The organism is Flavipsychrobacter sp., from assembly GCA_041392855.1.
Taxonomy (GTDB): Bacteria; Bacteroidota; Bacteroidia; order Chitinophagales; family Chitinophagaceae; genus UBA5543.
The window spans coordinates 1-18,543 of the sequence record JAWKLD010000002.1 but is presented as its reverse complement, the minus strand read 5'-3'; the positions used below and the strand labels follow the sequence as shown (position 1 = coordinate 18,543).

The following is an 18,543-nucleotide window of genomic DNA, read 5'->3' as shown; positions in this document are numbered from 1 at the left end:
CCTCCTATGTATACCAAAGCCTTATAAAACAAGTATAAGCTCTCGCTACTTATGATTATTGTAATTTTCTGAAGAAGTTAAGACTTTTCTCTACTATTATAATATTCAAGATGCTTTAATCAATATACTGTATGGCACATGTAATTACCTCTCGGAAGAAAACGACCAAGAAAAAATCCATAGAAACTATCAAGCTAAAAGACATTAATGAAACTTGGGGTGCAATACAACATGCGAACAAGGTTATAAAGGCAGGTCTCTCCAGGCATTTCATTTTTAATGAAGACCAACTGTTAATAACATACCATAGCCTAAGAATATTCAGTTTTGGCAGAAAAAAATACGACCCTGATGACAGGGAAAGTATTGAAAAACAATGCATTGTAATACTTCAAAAATATGGTATCTACAGCAATGGCAAAGTTGAAGATACTTTCTATGATAAAGACAAATATGCCGATAACACTCCAATAGGACACTTCATTAAATACATTGTCGGATTACATGAAATGCCATTTCATATTCTAAGTCAATTGGAAACACAAGTAAAAAGTAACCTTAAAGAATTACTTTCTTTGATAGCTTTTTATGAAGCAGACGCCATTATTATTTCATATAAAAAAGGTGTTCATAGACGAGAACATAAATCGAAGTTGATAATTGATTTCTACGAAAGATGTATAGCCGAAAAAGATGTAATAATAAAGTATTTAATAAATGACTTAGAAGACAGAGCCATTATAAAGGCATCACAGGATAAGAGTTTAAAAGATTTTGGATTAATGTGGTTTGAAGGATATTGGGATAGACCTTACAGGTGGTGGCAATATCGTAGTATCGAGTATTTTGATTATCGCCAGATAAATGTTTGTCGACACCGTTTGGATGAGGTAAGTGTTAGAGATATTCCCCAAATGGAGGACTTATATAAAACAAATAAAAAACTCTTTTATCATAAGCTAAAAAAATATCTTTCTGTTGAACAGATATTTCATGAGATTGAGAACTTTTACATTCCAACTTTACCAAAGGTAATAGAGCGTAAACCGGTATTCGATGAGCTCAAAAAACTTATAAAAGCCAGACGTTGGTATGCGTTTACAGCACTTGCTTTAACACAAGTTGAAGGTGTTTTTTCCGATATGTTATATATACTATATCCTCAAAAAAATTACAGCTCTTTATCCACTAAGGTATTTGCGGTACGACCACACTACACACATGAGGAAAGAAACTTTGATTATTTCGAGTATCATCTGCCATTTTTAAGAAATAGCTTTTTGCATTCCGGGAATATAAAAGATAAAGATTTTGGTTTACTCTCCAAGGACTTAATTTATGACCTGCATTATCTTTTAAGGGTATTTCATGTGATAAGCGATGCGCATATGGAACTGCACAAAATGCTTAAAAAAAACAGCACTGAAATAATAAGTGGAATAAAATCTTTCAATCACATATTTGGGTTAGTTGCAGAAGTACAAGAACGTTCTAAAAAGAATTCTACTCATAAAGAACTGAAAGAAACATTAAAGGCTTGGTTTGATTTTGAGAAGGACATTCTTAAGCCCTCAACTGAATTAGAGTATTATCTTAACTTAGAAACGGGAGATTTTGATAATAAGCTTGTAGGTTTTTTTGAAACAATAAAAGCTCAAACTTCCTATCATGGTCAAGAACTCGATATAGCTGCTGTTGACATGAAATATATAACAACTAATCTTGAAAAAATAAAACAGACTCATGGAGAGACCTTATCGTCTTTTAGAGAGGAATACGAGAACATAATGGACATCTTAGAATTTATTGAACAATACAAAAAATTCCTACCCAGCACCTCCCTTGACGTAGTCAACTACTTGACTGATATTAAGAAGCGGCATAAGTCTAACTTTACAAAGCTCACGAAACTGAAACCTGTTTTTCATCCGGAATAATTAGCTGCCTTACCTCCGCATCTTTAGTGCTTATATTACAATTATGTGAACGCTTGAGAATGAATTATATAATCAAAACACGGAATAAACCATCGTGGAGTAAACGCTAAAATTTGTAAACCAGACCTTTTATTCGCTGGAATCTGCTACACTCGCTTTATAATTATTTATAAAGCATGACCAAACGAGTAAAGACTAAAAAGAGTAGCGTATATCCCTTTCTGGATAAGAGAACACCAATGGCTGATGGCATAAACTGGCCGGTCAAATTGACCGTTTTTCTCAACGGTGAGCAATTCAGAGTTAACATTAAGATTTATACCACAGAAGAAATATTTAATAAGGCGGTATATGGTAAAGGTTCGATGCCTAAAGAGGCTCGTTACATTAAAGAAGAAATAGAGAATTATCTTGAAAAAGCTAAGACAATATTAAACAGCTATCCTAATATTAACAGAGCAAAATTTCGTAAGTTATTTAACTCTACCGCTGACCTGGTACGCTCTGACAAAACACCAATATCTATATTATTTCAGAAAAAGATAGATGAACTCACCGAAGAAGACAGGGCCGGTTCTATTGAGTTTTATAAACAGGCCAATTCAGTATTTTCAAAATTCAGAAAGAACCCATGTCTTGAAGATATAGATGTACAATGGTTAAAAGCATTTCGTACGTGGTATATGGCTCAAGGTAATTCCCATGCTACAGTTCAAATACATTTCAGAAGTTTAAGGCATATCTACAACAGAGCAATAAAGGATAACGTAATTGCTATCGGATTATATCCTTTCAATGAATATAAGATTGGTACTGCTTCAAAATCAAAAGATGTTTTGTACCCGGATGAGATAGAGAAGCTGTGGAACTACAAGACAAATATATATGCGGAAAAAAGAGCAAAGGACTACTGGTTTTTCTTATATCTGAGTTCAGGCATGAATATCAAAGACGCACTGAGTTTAAAAGGAACCAATGTAAAAGGGAATGTTATCACATTTGTCCGTTCTAAAACATCAAGTACTAAACAAGATGTTGAGGAAATCATTGTATTTATTCATGATGAAGCTAAGAGAGTTATGCAGACTTGGGGTAAGCTTGAAACTGACGACTATATTTTTCCTGCATTCAGAGGCAGTAAAACAGAAATACAACGATTAAAAATAAAAGCGGTTACAGCAAGGAACCTGAACAGGTCTTTGAGAGAGATTGGTGAAAAATTAGGCTTTAATGTAAACCTAACTTTGAACCTTGCCCGCCACTCCTTCGCAACCAAATTAAACATTGACGGTGTAAATACATCAGTAATCAAAGATGCTCTTGGCCACTCAAGCGCTAAGACAACTGAGCACTACATGAAGACTTTGCCTATTGATAACTACAGAAAAATATCAGATAACCTACTCAATTTTAAGAAGGATAAGTAATATGATACAGACGATAAAAACTATTGATGATGTAAAGGTTTTCTTTCAACAACTATTAGAGGAGTCTCTTAATTTTCATCCAGATGAGGATTTTACAAACTATATTAACTGTGAGACAAGAGAAGATACATATACTAAGGAAGAGTCTGAATTAAGAAATAAGCTCATGGATGAAGCATTTGTTGTTTGTGAACACAACAAGAAGTGTATTTATGAACTCGGCAATGATATGACCCTAAAATATACAGGGTTAGACAAACTGTTTAAAGAGTAGTCAATATTCTTATCTAATACCAAACATAGTTTTCCATTCATCACTGCCATATACGATTTCCTCACCTGTTATTTCATAATGTATTTCTTCTATTTCTTCTTCTGCAACTTTCTGACCTTTATAGTACATCGTCTCTGTGAATACAAAATCTTTAGTTTCAGCTTTACATACTATGGGGTCAGAAATGAAATCTTCTTCTTCACGGGAATAATATTGATTGTCAAAATCAAACCCGTATAATCTTTTTTGAGCGATAAAGGAACCGTAGTGACACCTTTCAGGGGTGGGGGTAATAATTAGCTTATAAAACTGCGTAATATCCCACTCATATAAATGACAGAACACTTCTATTAACCTCTCGTAAGAGGTTGCTTTCTCTTCTTTAACACTTAATGGGATTCTTTCATTAATCCTGTCAAGAAATTTAATTATGGTTGATTCCTCAATACTATATTTTGTCGATAGATTTTTTACAGAAGATTCCCTCCTATACTTGGCTATATATTTCTGAACTGTCTCTTCGGTAACAAACTTTTCAAAGTTTTGAACTCCTGCTTCTTCCACTTTTTTTCGTTCATCAATATAATGACCTAAATTTTCGTATTCCTTACCATTGTTGCCAATAATCTTTAGGTCTGTATCAAAGTATACCCTCGATACATTAAATATGTCAAGTAAGATATTACAGCCTATAGGTATAGGAATATTTAACCCATCAAACACCGTGTACTTCTTTAAGCTTTCTTCATATCGACACTTTGTATTCTTACATTTTCTTGAAAATTGGCTCTTCCCCTGAACATAAGAAGCGAATCCGCACTTAGCACAACAAAAAGAATTACCCCACTTCATTCCAACTAATTTTTCAAATATTTTTTTGTCCTCCATTCATTCAAGTAGTTGAGAGAAAAAAAATTATCCGCTACCACAGCAGCTTTCAGCGCAAAATAATAAAATCTGTTGACCAAACTAACCCTATTCTGGGGTGTGCCAAACGTAACTATGCACTGTGAAACGGACAATGAGTATTCTAAGATTATGACGATTTGAATACTTGTAAAGAAAAATAAAGCTCTTTGACATATTGGATTACCATTTAGAATCACATCATCAACGAATACGTAAAACACATTAACTAACCACGGTGCTACCATCCTAAAATTTAAAGGTGGCAATTATAGTATTATGAAAAAAGTAAAAATGGTATACACAACATCAACAAAAAGTGTAAAAATACAAGACTTAAAAGTGTCGGAATTCCTGGCCAAATATGGGATGTCTATTGTGGACGATTTTATTATCAACCAACTTAAAAAGTTTGGTTTAGGAGTTGGGCAGGTAATTGTTACTAAAGATAATTTAGTTATTCACAATGCTGAAGCATTAAAGGAAGCCAAAAAACTGAATTTAAAAGAGATAATCGTTACAGTTATCAATGAACTTGATACAGATGAAATCATTCAGGTGACATCTTTTAAAAACATTGGTAAAAAAATCTCCCGAAGGTCAATTGCTGAATTAATACTTGTACTACGAGAATATATAACTGATAACAGAAAAGGTATAAAATGGGCTAAAGAGATACCCGGCAGTAAACCAAATGAAAAGATAGCGTACTTGCTCGGGGTGAGTTACGGTAAGATTTTTTCAATTCTGGATATGTATAAGTATAACACAGACTTGTTGGATGAAATAGATGCAGGGGATAAGACAATTAGAGAGGCGGAAGAAGAAATCAAGGAGATAAAAAAGAAACTCTCCCAGGATGATGCGGGTTCTGGGAATTCTGACAACTCCTGCGACGACATAACAGAGGAGAGTCCAGCTGATGCAGAATCAGATGATACTGACAATCAAGAACAGGCTATAGAAGAGTCCGAAGATAGAACTTCTGAACCCTCTAAAGAGGATGATACAACAAATGTTCAGATAAACAGGAAAACCAAATGGATGTATTCGGGCGAAAAGGATATGAAGCCTTGTGAGAATATTTCAGGAATAACTGTGACATATGAATCCGGTAGAATTGAAGAGGTGTCTATATCAAACGGAGTAGCTTGCTTGAAAAGCGATGGCGTGAAAGTAAGAGAATACAGTTATAAACAGGGGTTGCTTCACGAATATGATGGCAGTGAAATCCACTGCATTAATACAAATGATTATAATCATACTATTCAGTTAATCATCACAAATAACAACAACAATAAAGCAGCATAAAATGAAAAGAACTCGATACACAGGAGGCGGATTTTTCTCTAACATATTAGGTACAGAAAGAGGAGCTCATAATGCCGGCCTTGACATTATTTTGTCTACAGATATAGATGATACCGCTGAAGAAGCACATCCATATCTTAAAACGTCACCTTCCGAGCTGTTTATAAGAGAGGATATATACAATTTACATTGGGGAGACATAAGACGAGACAAATTAAAAGACATACAACGAATACTGAGCAAAAATGGCATTTATATGCGACGCGGTGAGCTTGATGTTCTGATGGGTGGTCCACCTTGTTTTGGTATTACGCTCTTAAGCAACAACAGGAGCCTTTTCAGCCATTTCAATTTCTTAATGCTACAGATGTTGCGGCTTATAAAAGAGATGCAACCCAAGGTAGTCCTGATGGAACAGGTACCGATGCTGCTCTCACAGCAAATGAAACCATTCTTCTACCTGTTAGTTGATGCCATTAACAAGCTGGGCAATTATGAGTGGAGTTGTAAGACACTCAACGCAAAAAACTTTGGTTGCAACCAATCCAGAGAAAGGGTAATATTTATTCTCGTTAGAAAAGACCTCGGTGTAAAACCTTCATTTCCTGAACCTCAAGCTGTTGACTTAAATAAACAATCAGCTTATAATGTAATAGGAGCAGAATTAATAAAATACAAAGAGAGGCCTAACCATGAAGGCAAAAGAGTACAGAGAATTATCAACGGTAAAACTAATCTGTTCCCTACACTTACAAGCGGACGTGTTGAGATTTTCAGAAATGGTATATGGCAGGATTTAACTGTCGAGGACAGAAAGGCAGTTGCACATATGCAGCATTTCCCCCAAAATACTCCGTTTAGTGATAGTTGGATTGCTGAAAGGTTAGGGCTAATTGTTCTTCCTCCATTTGCTGAAGCGCTTTGTCGTCACATTATTACAGAGATTCTGGATAAAAGCGCATATGCAATACAGCCAAATAATAAAGCAGCGTAAACTAATAGAAGTGCGGTCATTTTGACCGCACTATACTATTTAAAGAATAAACAGGAAGTAATGTCAAATTTTATTAAACGAATAATGTACGAGGCAAAATATAACAGACACATAGATGATTATACAATGGCTTTGATTGGCAAAGAGTCCAACTATGACCTTCTTGAATTATCACCTGTTGTGGTAACAGATGAAGCAGACTGTATAGACGATGATAGGCTAAACGACTTAATCAAATACCGTAAAAATGATATAGGTATCAAAGTTGATAAGGATTATTACTCTCTGCTCCAGGAAGCTGTTAGAAGCCCGCATATAAGGAAGCAGTATGTTCTTGTTGATTTAGGTTACAGTATGGCTAAAATCACTACAGAGAGTTTATATAACGCTATAAGTGATGAAATACGCGGTCGTTCATTCCATCGTACTCCAGATGGTGATGGTTTGTTTGTACGAATAAACAGACAATTACTTCTGGACAATGATATATCGTTCCAGGAACGCAATGAAATTGATTGGAAGAATGAAGAATGGGAAGATTAAGGCTCTGTTACGTCTTGAGTGTAGGAATGTTATTTTCTTCAAGCCAATGTTTAAACTCTTCTGGATGGGCGGGTGTATAGTGAATTGTTTGTTTGTTATGCTTTAGTAAAATTGTAAAGAGCCCTAAAGCAGGAGAATATAAGTATTTAGAGAGTTCATGCGCAGTGTATTCGAAGCCTTCAAATTTCTGATTGTTCATGGATAATAATTTTACGGTAAATATAATTCTAAAAATAAGTAAAAAGCCCGCCTGAGAACAGACGAGCCCCTATAAACCCTATCACCATGAAAACCCTTATTATATGAGTGCTTATTTTATATTACTATAAGCGTATATAGTACAACTTCAACTACACTGATATTTTCTTTATAAAAGTCTGCATTTTCTTTTCTTTGACCCAAAGCTTCTTTGTCCTGTTCCAGTAGTCGTATGCTTCTTGTTTACTTCCCATAGGTATCCCCATAGGCTGTGGGTCAAACTCATCGTAGGGGAATGTATGAATGTCTTTCATTAACTCCAATGCGACATTTGGAAAGTGTTGTTGCGCGACTTTGAATTGTTCCTTAGCCTTACCAAACTCTTCTAACTTATATAATGCGTAAAACAATGCAAAGTCATATTCTATTGAATGTCCCTCGTCAGGTGAATTTATAAGTTCATTATATAACCTAATAAACTCATGATATTTTTTCAAGTAAAGAAGACATTCTGGAAGTAAGTAACGTACACCTTGATTATCCCACTTATTCACGGACAATACAAAATTGAACTTTTCTATCGCTTTTTCATATTGGCCTTCATTCATGTACTCCAAGCCAACAGCATGATACGTTCTTAAAAATGGGCGATTCTCAAGTATACTCCAAATTATTGTGTCTTGCTCTTTATTGAAGTCCTTTGGAATTGCTTGTAATGCAATCAGGTGCGCTTTATGAATTAATGCGTTTCCCTCAATTGGTTTGTTTATGTCATTATATAGTAAGCCAAGATGAAGAATAGCATCAACATGACCATTGCCGCAATTTTTGATGATTTTCTTAAACTTAGATTCTGCTTTTACTGGAATCGAATCCATTAATTCAACCGCATTCCAGTAGTCATCAAAGTATTTTTCTGTCTTTTGTGGCTGAATAAATACCCAGCTATTATTTCCTTCATGATATAAATAAGGTTGTTCTTGCATTGATGACTAATTAGTCTTTAAAAATAATAAGTCCGTTATAATTATAGGCTATTCATCATGATATTTCTTAGTTCTTGAAAATTTATTATTATTATTTTATTCCTTAATCCATTTCAATGCCGCTTCCTTGTCTGCAAACTCAAAAAAAAGAAGTTCAGCAGGAGTAAAAGGTTTCATTATGTCAGTCAGCCACTTTTGCCATTCTTTTTCTCCAACCATGGCAATTTTCTCAAAATCATTGGCATGTTTAATATCAAATTGCAGGTCTTTCCAGAGGGCAACCGGTTCCCAGCCAGTAAAGTCTTCCATTGAAAAAAACCACCTGATTTTTTCATGTTTTTCGAGTAATAGCTTTAATACAGGTAGTAATTTTTCGTAGTCTTCTTTAATTAAAGTTCCAGTTGCTTGTGTATAAATGATATTATCTTGTATTTGATTAATATTCATCATAACTATTGTTTTTTTTGTCTATTAATAATTATAGTTTCAGAAATAATAAATCTTAAGAAAGTATCTATTTAGCCTTCCAATTGAGTTTTATAACTTCATTCTTTGTATTCTAATTGCATTCAATATTGCAAGTAGGGCTACACCAACATCTGCAATTACAGCCTCCCAGAGAGTAGCTATACCACCTGCACCTAATATTAAAACTGTAACTTTTACTACCATAGCCAGAATGATATTTTGCCAGACAACACTCGTCGTTAATTTCCCAATTTTAATCGCTGTAGGAATCTTTGAAGGTTGGTCATTTTGAATAACAATATCAGCAGTTTCTATTGCTGCATCACTGCCTAAGCCTCCCATTGCAATACCTGCATCAGCTAATGCGATTACAGGTGCATCATTGATGCCATCTCCAGCAAATGCAATTCTTAATCCCTTGTTTTTATATTCCTGCACCTTTTCCACTTTATCTTCTGGCAGGAGGGCACCAAAAGCTTCATCTATTTGCAACTCTTCTGCGACTTGGTCAACTACCGCCTGTTTGTCACCAGATAACATCACGGTTCTGATGTTCAGTTGATGAAGTAAGTCTATAGCTTGTTTTGCATCCTCTTTTATCTCATCTGCAACTAATATATATCCCGCATATTCATTATCTATAGATACAACAACAATTGTATCCGTTATTTCGTTTAAAGATTGAGGATAATCAACTTCATACTTCTTTAATAACTTGGTATTTCCAGCCAAAACATTTTTGTTATCAACTATACCTGCCAGGCCATGGCCGTGAATTTCCTTGACGCCTGATGCTTGAAGCCGCTTATGACTTCCATCCGAATATTCTATTACAGCCTGTGCTATGGGGTGCGTAGAGTGCTGTTCCAGTGCAGCAGTAATCATGACAAGTTCACTCTCATTAATATTATTGGCTTTAACGTTCTGTACTTTAAACACACCCTTTGTTAAAGTGCCTGTTTTATCCATTACAATGGTATTGACTTGTGTCATTACATCCAGAAAGTTTCCACCTTTGAAAAGTATCCCACTTCTTGATGCAAGTCCTATTCCTCCAAAATAACCGAGCGGGATAGAAACCACTAAAGCACACGGACAGCTAATGACGAGAAACACTAATGCCCTGTAAAACCAGGTCTGAAAAACGTACTCGTCTACTATGAAATATGGGACAAGACAAACAGCTAAAGCTAAGAAGAACACTATTGGAGTATATACTTTGGCAAATCTTGAGATAAACAACTGTGTTTGAGACTTTCTTGCTGTAGCATCCTGAACCATTTCAAGGATGCGGCTCAATTTACTGTCTTTGAATAAAGCTGTGACCTTAACCTCTATACTACTGTTTACGCTTATCATACCGGCAAATACTTTATCTCCCATTTGTTTTGTTTCAGGCACACTTTCACCTGTCAATGCAGAAGTATTAAAAGTCGCGGCATCCGATAACAGCTTTCCATCAAGAGCTATTTTCTCCCCAGGCTTTACTTTAATGACTTGACCGACTTCTACCTCTGATGGAGGAATTTTTATGTCATTACCGTCTTTAATAATTGTTACTATGTCTGGACGAATATCTAACAGTGCTTTGATGCTGCGCTTTGCATTATTCACAGCAATATCCTGGAACCATTCCCCAATCTGGTAAAAAACCATGACAGCTACACCTTCTTCATACTCTCCTATTATAAAAGCTCCGATTGTAGCTATGCTCATTAAGACAAACTCATTAAAGAAATCTCCTCTTGAAGATTTACGAATAGCAAGCCTTAAAACACTGTGACCTGCAAGCAAATATGCCAGCAAATTAATTGGCAGTAATACATATACTGGAACTTCTATTTGAAGCCCATATTCCATAATAAGCAGTACAAGTAGTATGACCAAGGATAGAAGCAGGTCAATATGCTCTTTCAAACTATTGTTTTTTATTATTCCCTTTTTCATGTTATCTCTTGATGTAATAATTAATGACTATGTTCCGCTTCTCCTTTTTTCATCTCTGCCATCAGGTAATAGGCACTTCCAAAGGCTACCTTTGTGGTTTGGGTTATAGCTTTTAAGGGCTTTATTTCAACCCATCCATTATCTCTGCTTCCTGTAGTTACCTCCATTGGGTAAAATATCCACGACGTGTCATTATCATGAAGTTCAACTTCTGCTGTGAATATATAATACCTATTGTTTTCCTTGACTATGGCATCTTCAGGCAAAGCGTATCCGTAATTGTCATCGGTTACAATTTGACCTCTCACATACATACCCGGTATCAACAATCCTGATTTCTCTTCAATATCAGCATGAATATGTACAGCTTTAGGATCGTCTTCAAAAGCCTTACCTACGGCATATATATTTGCTTGTAAGGTTTGATTGTCAAGGCTCTCTATAAATAGGTTTACTTTCTGTCCAACTTTCACTTTGTGCATGTCTTTTTCAAAAACCATCAGGTCAGCATGTATATGGTCGTTACTTACTATTTCAAATATTTCACTTTGTGGTGATACATACTGCCCTGTTTTCACTTCTACTAATCGTACATAGCCATCAATAGGACTGTGAACCGGAACTTGTTCGTAGAGGTTGTTGCTTCTGATGCGTGTCAGGTTCAAGCCAAATTGCTTTAGTTGAGCTTCAAGTCCGGTTACAATACCTTTCAAAGACAAATAATCTGCTTTAGTTTTTTGAAATTGTTTACCTGAACCTACTTTTTCTTCATACAGTTTTTGCTGTCTTTGATACTCCTGTCCCAGATACTGTAATTGATTATATTCATTTATATAATCTGATTGCATTTTAATAAGGTCAGGGTGGCTAAGGTAGGCTAAGGGTTCACCTTTTCTTACCTTATCGCCTTCAATAACCTTAATAGAGACAACGTTTGCTCCAATAATGGCTGTAACCGTAGCTTCGTTTTGTGGGGGTACTTCCAGTTTTCCATTTGCTTCAACATAGGATGCTATACTTCGTAAGGGGATGGTATCTATCTGTATTGAAAGAGCATCAAGTTGTACACTTGTTAAATGCACGGATTCTTGTGTATGACTATGCTCAATATCTTTATGATTGGATGCATTATCATCGCGCCCATTGCCATTGCATGATAGTAAAACAACGCATGATGCAAAAAACATGATATATATATTAAACCGATTTCTCATTGTTTAGTTTTTTATTTACCGAAAAAATATTCCAATTCGATGATGGATTGATTGTAAGTATTTAATGTTTTTAAGTAACCAGACTTAATGTCTATTGCCTGGTTGAGATTCCTGAAGTATTCGATATATCCAATAGCACCGTTCTCAAAACTTTTTTGTGCATACTCAATCAATAGGTCTGCCTGTTTAAGTGCTTTATCGTTATAATAATCCAGACTGGCTTCTTGTTTAAATACTTCTTGTAATTGTTGTTTAACTGAACTGAATAATCTAACCTCAAAGTAATCTGCCCTTGTTTGTGCCATTTGCTCGGCGAGTTTAGCTTCTTTTATTTGGGCAGTATACGAGCCAAAAAACAGAGGTATGGTCACTCCTACCTGAACTCCTGTGAAGCGATTATTAATAGTCGCAATATCACCACTTGATGTTGGGCTACCTATAAGCGATTGGTTGAAATAACCTATGGAAAATCCCGGTAGCATTTCAGAGGTTTTAAGCTTCTTTTCTGTTTCTGCAATTTCTATTTGTTGTTTTACATATTTGTTCGTTGGATTATCCATAGGCAGTGAACTCCTATCAACAGTTAATGAAACTCTTTTCTTCAAGCTTTCCGTATTAAAGGTTATATCGACTGTCGTATTCAATAAAGCCTTCAGCTTTTGCTCTTGTATAAAAATTTCAGAATGGTTTATCTTAATCTGATTTTCTATCTCCATAACTTCTGTCTCCACCGATGACTTTTCAAGGAAAGTACTTTCTTCTGTTTCATACCGGATAGTTGCTGCGTAAAGAAAACGTTTGTATAAGGTGTCCTGGTATAACAATAGTTTTTGTTGTTCCTGCAGATAGGCAAGTGTATACCAAGTCTTGCGTATTTCTTTTTTCAACTCATTTTTTTCAACATCCAGAGTTATATTGCTTTTTGTAACTCGTTTTTTAGCTAATGAATGTTGATTGATATAGACTGATGGAAAATCAAAATTTTGTACTACGTTGAATGAAAGGTCATTCTCAAAACTATTATATTGCCCATACTGAAAGCCTAATTGTGTTTTTGCTACATCAAATGCAGTTTTCTTTTTTTGTTGCTGAATTTGTATATCTGTTTCCGCAGCTTTAATATTCCCGTTGTTTTTTATTGCGACCTCAATTGCTTCTTCCACTGATGTGATTTCATGGGTCTCAGTTTCTTGTGCTGACGCACTGAATGGAATACTTGTTGATAGAATACAGGCAAATATTACAATTGCAGGCAGACTATTTTTATGTATATTATTCTTACGGTTTTCAAGCCAGTTGTATAAAACAGGCATGACAAAGAGTGTTAGAAGTGTTGCAGAAATCATACCCCCAATTACGACTGTAGCCAACGGTTGCTGAACTTCAGCACCAGCAGACGTAGATATAGCCATCGGTAAAAAACCTAATACATCTGTAAGTGCCGTGAGCATAATAGGGCGGATTCTTCTTTTAGCACCCAGGATAATCCGCTCATAAATATTTGTCTTACCTTCATCTTTCAATTCATTCCAGCCATTTATCAATACGAGTCCGTTCAGTACTGCAACACCAAATAAAACAATAAAACCAACACCAGCTGATATACTGAACGGCATATCTCGCAACCATAAAGAGAATATCCCACCAATAGCTGCAAGTGGTATAGCCATATATATCATCACTGTTTGTGAAATTGATTTGAGCGCAAAAAATACCAGTATAAAAATCAATACCAATGCTATGGGTACTACTATTTGCAAACGCTTGCTGGCACGTTCGAGGTTTTCAAATGCGCCACCATACCTTATATAATATCCCGGTGGTAGTTGAAGTTCATTATCCAGTTTGTTTTTAATGTCCTCAACAAGCGATTTAACATCACGGTTCCTTACATTGATACCTACATATATTCTTCTGTTGGTATTGTCCCTGCTGATTTGCATGGGGCCCGGGACGTAGCTTATATCTGCTACTTCCTTAAGTGGAATCTGATTGTTGTTAGGAGTTGGTATATAGAGTGTTTTAACATCATCAATATTTTTTCTTCCCTGTTCCTGAAGCCTTACGACAAGGTCAAATCTTTTTTCACCCTCAAATATGACACCTGCTTTACCTCCGGAAAATGCTGACATTATTATCTTATTCAGTTCATTTATTTTGAGACCATATTGTGCGAGTTTGACCCTGTCATACCTAACCGTCATTTGAGGCAGCCCACTTGTAGCTTCTACCTTCATATCTCCGACACCAGGTATAGTGCTGATAATTCTCCCCATTTCTTCGGCCTTATCGGCAAGAATGTCCAAATCTTCTCCAAACAGTTTTACTGCAACATCCTCACGGACGCCTGACAGCAATTCATTAAAACGCATTTCGATGGGTTGTGTAAATTCATAGTTTATTCCAGGTATAACACTCACTGCTTGTTTGATTTTATGAATGAGTTCTTCCTTGCTGTCGGTTGTCACCCATTCATCTTTTGGCTTTAGGATAATAAAGCAATCGCCTATATCCATCGGCATTGGGTCTGTAGGTACATCAGCTACGCCAAATCTTGTCATGGCATGTTCTACTTCGGGAAATTTTTCCAATAATAATTGCTCAATCTTAGTTGAACTCTCAATAGCTTCCGAAAGCGAACTACCTGGCTTAAGGATAACATGAAACGCAATATCACCTTCATCCAGTTGTGGAATGAACTCCCCACCAAGTTTGGAGAATGCAAACCCAGCAGCCCCTAAGAGACATACTGACAGGATAATCACCAATTTTGATTTCTTTAGCGTTTTTCTTAACAGGGACTCATAGACGCGTTCAATCTTAGCAACAATTTTATCTCCCCAGGATTTTGTATCCGTATTATTGACGCGAAGGAATAGTGCAGACATCATAGGGATGTATGTCAGACACAGCACCATTACCCCTATCATAGCAAACATGAATGTTAAGGCCATAGGCTGAAACATTTTGCCTTCTACGCCTTCCAAAGCAAGTATAGGGATAAACACTATTAAGATTATCAACTGTCCGAAAAACGCTGAATTCATCATCTTGCTGGACGCATCATAAGCTAACTCATCATGTAGTTGTTGGTTGATAATTTTCTTCTTTATAATTTTCTCATGTAACAGGAAAACGGTGCTTTCAACAATGATAACTGCACCGTCTACTATGATTCCAAAATCTATAGCCCCCAGGCTCATCAGGTTGGCCCATACGCCGAAAATATTCATGAGAATAAACGCAAACAGTAATGAAAGTGGTATCGCAGAAGCAACTATTAGACCACCCCTCCAGTTCCCGAGGAGTAGTACTAATACAAATATTACAATCAATGCACCTTCAAGTAAGTTTTTACTGACTGTACTGGTGGTATCTTTAATTAAAGTGCTCCTGTCAAGAAAAGACTCTATATGTACTCCTGGTGGTAATGTTTGTTGTATTTGTATTATGCGTTCTTTTACACGTTCTATGACATCATTCGAGTTGGCGCCCTTTAACATGAGAATCATGCCGCCAACTGCTTCACCTTGTCCGTCTTTGGTAAAAGCACCATATCGTACGGCTTCCCCAAACCTTACTTTGGCAATGTCGCCAATAGTAATGGGTAATCCATTCTTATTAACCACAACTGTTTTTCGTATGTCATCTAAATTACGGGCAAGACCTTCTCCTCTGATAAAATTTGCATAGTGGTCTTTCTCAATATAAGCGCCTCCAGTATTCTGATTATTTTGTTCAAGTGCGTTAAATATATCTGTGATAGTCAGGCCGATTGCATTCAATTCATCAGTGGCAACAGCGACCTCATATTGTTTTACCTTGCCGCCAAAGGCGTTGACCTCAACCACGCCGGGCACCATAGCCATTTGCCTGCGAATAATCCAGTCCTGAATAGTCCTTAGTTCGGTAATTGAGTATTCATCTTTATAAGTTGAATCAACTTCAAGTGTATATTGGTATATCTCACCAAGACCTGTGGAAATAGGCCCCATTTCCGGTTCTCCAAAACCCTCGGGTATGTTTTTGCCTATGTCATTGAGCTTTTCAGAGACTAATTGCCTTGGCACATATGTCCCCATATCTTCTTCAAAGACGATTGTTACTACAGATAGCCCAAACCTGGAAACAGAACGGATTTCCGATACACCCGGCAGGTTGGCCATAGCCACTTCTACGGGATAAGTAACAAATTGCTCAATGTCCTCTGTACTAAGATTTGGAGACTGCGTAATTACTTGTACCTGATTATTTGTTATATCGGGAACTGCATCAACCGGTACTTCTTTTAAGCTCCATATTCCGCCTATGATTAATGCAATTGTAAACAACCCGATAATCAGCTTATTCTTTACAGAATAGCGAATTATACTATTTAGCATGTAATTTTTTTAAAAACAACAATAGATTAAACCTGACCCGCTTCGTAAGCAGGTACTCAAGATTATTAACCTATTTTAGGCGGTTGCCAAATGCTTGTAAATACATCAGGAGGGAGTGAGAAAATATACATCCCATTTTTGATGGCAGAAATCTGAATTAATTGATACGTAGATGGATTATCCCCTGATGAAAAAACCTTATGAACTGTAAAAAAGCAATCTCCTGAACAACTATGTTGATGGATAGGAGTGTGATTGCTGTCATGTTCTGAATTGTCCGGGCATTTTTCAGGTGTAGTAAAGTGTTGTTTTAAATAATCAATCACTCCTATTTTATGATGCAATTCGTTATGATGGGTATAGTGTTTAATTATTACTGGTATTTCAAATACCTCAATAAGGTAATCCTTGGGCACTATCATTGTTAATGATACCGATAAGACTACTATGTATTTTAAGATATTCAGTGTTTGTGTTTGGTGCAAATATATGAAGAATAATTACACTCGTAACAAATACCGATTTTAAAAAGAAAGATTGAGTGAATATATGCTTTTCAAAACACCATATACTTGCTCATTTATAATCTATCTTTCTAAAAAATTCAGTTAGTGTAATGTCGAAGTAATCACACAACTTTGATAAGGTGCTAACCGATACATTGACTTTCCCTACCTCTATTCGAGCAATATGCACGTCCAATTCATTATAAACCTTCTCTTGGGACAAACCTCTTTCTTCACGTAGGTCTTTCAACCTCGCAGCGATTTTATCCAATAATTTCTGGTCTCTGAACTGTGCCATTTACAGGCAGCAAAGTCCAAATCATTAGCGATAATATTAATGACATATTTGTCAGTGTTTGTTATATTCGTCCTTACAGGGTAGCTGAAAACTGCACAGAGTAAGCATTACATAAACAAAAGACATGAAAAGAATCATTATCGCTATTGGAGTATTATTATTTGGATTAACAGCAAATGCACAAATGACCCTTGAGAAAGACTATCTGAACGTAAACTCAGATGTATTGAATGATGCAGATGTATCAATGGAAATAGTAAATCTGTCAAAGTCAGGTAGGAAATACCTTGTAAGGGATATGAAAGCCGGACAATTAAGGATTTACGACCTTAACCATTCTTTATGGAAAACAATTAATCTACCTAACATAAATAACTATGAACCTACTTATGCTGCCTATACTTCAGAAGAATTATTCAACTTAGATGCACAAGTAGAAGTAGCGGTATACTATAGTAACACCTTACCATCAGTGTATGTGAAAAAGTTAGTAATAGTTAATGAAGCTGGCAACATCCTAAATAATATTGACAGTGCAGGAGTACTAAAAATCTACTCGACTGGAACTAATTCATATAATGCAATTTTACAAACAGGTAAAGAGAAATATACTATCTACAAACTCCCTGGCACTATACCTTGTGATAAATGCGGAAACGGCCTGGGGCTGGCAAAGATTGGAAGAAATAACCCAATAGGTAACATAAGTAATCCTATACCTAATCCATCTAACACTCAAACTACTGTTGATTATACTCTCCCGATAGGAGCTACAAGCGGAATCCTCGATATCTATAACATGAATGGTCAAAAAGTAAAATCATATAACGTAGATAACACTTTCAATAGCCTGCTTATAGATAATACAGAACTGAGTTCAGGTACTTACTATTATCACTTGACAGCAAATGGAGAAAGCAGTGAAACAAAGAAAATGGTTGTTATAAAATAAGTTAGATGAAAAGACTAAGTAACTATAGTGAAGACAATGTTACGCTGCCAGTTTCAAGAGATGTCGCTTTCCACATATTAAAGTCAGCTATTGAAAAACATGGCAAAATAAAAGAAGTATCATCAGGACAGGACGTTATTTCAGCTAAAGCAAGATATGGACTCCAATTGACGAAGTTAGAGTTTGAGCTAACTGAAATT

16 protein-coding genes are annotated in these 18,543 nt (G+C 35.9%); 8 read left to right on the top strand and 8 right to left on the bottom strand.

Annotated features, from left to right (window positions below; all coding sequences use genetic code 11):
- Nucleotides 1-131 precede the first annotated feature (131 nt).
- The 3 genes from R2800_13710 to R2800_13700 all read left to right on the top strand — a co-directional run bounded on the left by R2800_13710 (nucleotide 132) and on the right by R2800_13700 (nucleotide 3,638).
- Nucleotides 132-1,937: a hypothetical protein gene (locus tag R2800_13710; protein MEZ5018110.1), complete on the top strand. Its 1,806-nt coding sequence runs from the start codon at nucleotides 132-134 to the stop codon at nucleotides 1,935-1,937.
- 176 nt (nucleotides 1,938-2,113) lie between these two features.
- The gene (locus R2800_13705; protein ID MEZ5018109.1) at nucleotides 2,114-3,364 is read left to right on the top strand and encodes a site-specific integrase; all 1,251 of its coding nucleotides are present in this window, start codon (nucleotides 2,114-2,116) and stop codon (nucleotides 3,362-3,364) included.
- 1 nt (nucleotide 3,365) lies between these two features.
- Nucleotides 3,366-3,638 (top strand): hypothetical protein, encoded by a 273-nt coding sequence (locus R2800_13700; GenBank protein ID MEZ5018108.1) that lies wholly within the window; start codon nucleotides 3,366-3,368, stop codon nucleotides 3,636-3,638.
- 9 nt (nucleotides 3,639-3,647) lie between these two features.
- Here R2800_13700 and R2800_13695 read toward each other — a convergent pair whose 3' ends face one another.
- Entirely contained in the window at nucleotides 3,648-4,526 is an 879-nt protein-coding gene (locus tag R2800_13695; protein ID MEZ5018107.1) for a hypothetical protein, read from the bottom strand.
- 297 nt (nucleotides 4,527-4,823) lie between these two features.
- Between R2800_13695 and R2800_13690 the strand changes: the two genes are divergently transcribed.
- From R2800_13690 to R2800_13680, 3 genes are read left to right on the top strand one after another with little or no spacing between them, the layout of a single operon-like run.
- Entirely contained in the window at nucleotides 4,824-5,855 is a 1,032-nt protein-coding gene (locus tag R2800_13690; protein ID MEZ5018106.1) for a hypothetical protein, read from the top strand.
- A 1-nt stretch (nucleotide 5,856) separates the two neighbouring features.
- Nucleotides 5,857-6,849: a DNA cytosine methyltransferase gene (locus R2800_13685; GenBank protein MEZ5018105.1), complete on the top strand. Its 993-nt coding sequence runs from the start codon at nucleotides 5,857-5,859 to the stop codon at nucleotides 6,847-6,849.
- Between the two features lie 60 nt (nucleotides 6,850-6,909).
- Nucleotides 6,910-7,392, top strand: a complete 483-nt coding sequence (locus R2800_13680) for a hypothetical protein (protein MEZ5018104.1) — start codon at nucleotides 6,910-6,912, stop codon at nucleotides 7,390-7,392.
- 350 nt (nucleotides 7,393-7,742) lie between these two features.
- On the opposite strand, the gene R2800_13675 is transcribed toward R2800_13680, so the two are convergent.
- From R2800_13675 to R2800_13645, 7 genes are all read right to left on the bottom strand, one after another.
- Nucleotides 7,743-8,576: a hypothetical protein gene (locus R2800_13675; protein MEZ5018103.1), complete on the bottom strand. Its 834-nt coding sequence runs from the start codon at nucleotides 8,574-8,576 to the stop codon at nucleotides 7,743-7,745.
- Between the two features lie 96 nt (nucleotides 8,577-8,672).
- Nucleotides 8,673-9,026, bottom strand: a complete 354-nt coding sequence (locus R2800_13670; protein ID MEZ5018102.1) for an STAS/SEC14 domain-containing protein — start codon at nucleotides 9,024-9,026, stop codon at nucleotides 8,673-8,675.
- Nucleotides 9,027-9,113: 87 nt separating this feature from the next.
- Entirely contained in the window at nucleotides 9,114-10,991 is a 1,878-nt protein-coding gene (locus R2800_13665; protein MEZ5018101.1) for a heavy metal translocating P-type ATPase, read from the bottom strand.
- A 20-nt stretch (nucleotides 10,992-11,011) separates the two neighbouring features.
- Complete coding sequence (locus tag R2800_13660; protein MEZ5018100.1) at nucleotides 11,012-12,205, bottom strand: efflux RND transporter periplasmic adaptor subunit; 1,194 nt, start codon at nucleotides 12,203-12,205, stop codon at nucleotides 11,012-11,014.
- 11 nt (nucleotides 12,206-12,216) lie between these two features.
- The gene (locus R2800_13655; GenBank protein MEZ5018099.1) at nucleotides 12,217-16,587 is read right to left on the bottom strand and encodes a CusA/CzcA family heavy metal efflux RND transporter; all 4,371 of its coding nucleotides are present in this window, start codon (nucleotides 16,585-16,587) and stop codon (nucleotides 12,217-12,219) included.
- A gap of 65 nt (nucleotides 16,588-16,652) precedes the next feature.
- On the bottom strand, nucleotides 16,653-17,003 hold the full coding sequence (locus R2800_13650; protein ID MEZ5018098.1) for a hypothetical protein: 351 nt from the start codon (nucleotides 17,001-17,003) through the stop codon (nucleotides 16,653-16,655).
- Between the two features lie 160 nt (nucleotides 17,004-17,163).
- Nucleotides 17,164-17,391: a helix-turn-helix transcriptional regulator gene (locus tag R2800_13645; GenBank protein MEZ5018097.1), complete on the bottom strand. Its 228-nt coding sequence runs from the start codon at nucleotides 17,389-17,391 to the stop codon at nucleotides 17,164-17,166.
- A 124-nt stretch (nucleotides 17,392-17,515) separates the two neighbouring features.
- On the opposite strand from R2800_13645, the gene R2800_13640 reads away from it, so the two are divergent.
- Both R2800_13640 and R2800_13635 read left to right on the top strand, forming a co-directional pair.
- Nucleotides 17,516-18,343 (top strand): T9SS type A sorting domain-containing protein, encoded by an 828-nt coding sequence (locus R2800_13640; protein ID MEZ5018096.1) that lies wholly within the window; start codon nucleotides 17,516-17,518, stop codon nucleotides 18,341-18,343.
- A gap of 5 nt (nucleotides 18,344-18,348) precedes the next feature.
- On the top strand, nucleotides 18,349-18,543 hold a 195-nt coding region (locus tag R2800_13635), incomplete at its 3' end, for a hypothetical protein (GenBank protein MEZ5018095.1).